Below are 324 nucleotides of genomic sequence, written 5' to 3'. Positions count from 1 at the left end.
CGAACTGAAGGCATTAGCCTCACTGTATTTGAAACGTTCCTACCATTATCTCCTGTCGGCCTCCTACTTCAACAACTACCAGACGAACAGGGAAGGATTCGCGAAGCTCTTCAGGAAATTATCGGACGATTCGTGGGAGAAAACCATTGGTCTCATAAAGCACGTCACTAAGAGGGGTGGGAAGATGGACTTCTCGAGTCACACCACACTGAAAGGCGACAAGGGCAGCAACTACACCGTCGAGGTCGGCCACGAGATCGGAGCCCTGGCCAAAGCCTTGGACACGCAGAAGCAGCTTGCCGAGAGGATTTTCTTCATCCACAG

The 324-nt window shown here is 51.9% G+C and carries 1 protein-coding gene; it reads left to right on the top strand.

Features of this window, described 5'->3' with window-relative positions:
- Positions 1–324: ferritin-like domain-containing protein (locus tag F0L46_RS27860; RefSeq protein WP_188312167.1), on the top strand; the 324-nt coding region annotated here is incomplete at both ends.

It is taken from the genome of Salinarimonas soli, assembly GCF_008386575.1.
GTDB classification, from domain to species: Bacteria; Pseudomonadota; Alphaproteobacteria; order Rhizobiales; family Beijerinckiaceae; genus Salinarimonas_A; species Salinarimonas_A soli.
This window is presented reverse-complemented; position numbering and strand designations above follow the sequence as displayed.